At 43.8% G+C, this 265-nt stretch carries 1 protein-coding gene; it reads left to right on the forward strand.

Features of this window, described 5'->3' with window-relative positions; all coding sequences use genetic code 11:
* A partial coding sequence (locus FN960_RS24200) for a histidine kinase dimerization/phospho-acceptor domain-containing protein (RefSeq protein ID WP_368854065.1) occupies nucleotides 1-265 on the forward strand: 265 nt, incomplete at both ends.

Consider the following 265-nt stretch of genomic DNA (forward strand, 5'->3'; position numbering starts at 1 on the left):
GTTGAGTGGTGTAACGGAAGCGCTGAATTATAACGATAGCCGGGAGCCTGTTGAGGTTAGCGCATTACCGAGAGAACTAAAACCTCTTGGGCAGGCGTTGAATAAAATGCATCAAGCCTTAGTCAAAGATTTTGAACGCCTAAGTCAATTTGCTGACGATCTCGCTCATGAACTTAGAACGCCAATTAATGCATTACTGGGTCAGAATCAGGTTACGCTCAGTCAAACCAGAAGTATCGCTGAATATCAAAAAACAATTGCCGGT

The organism is Alkalicoccobacillus porphyridii (assembly GCF_007293315.1).
Taxonomy (GTDB): domain Bacteria; phylum Bacillota; class Bacilli; order Bacillales; family Bacillaceae_D; genus Alkalicoccobacillus; species Alkalicoccobacillus porphyridii.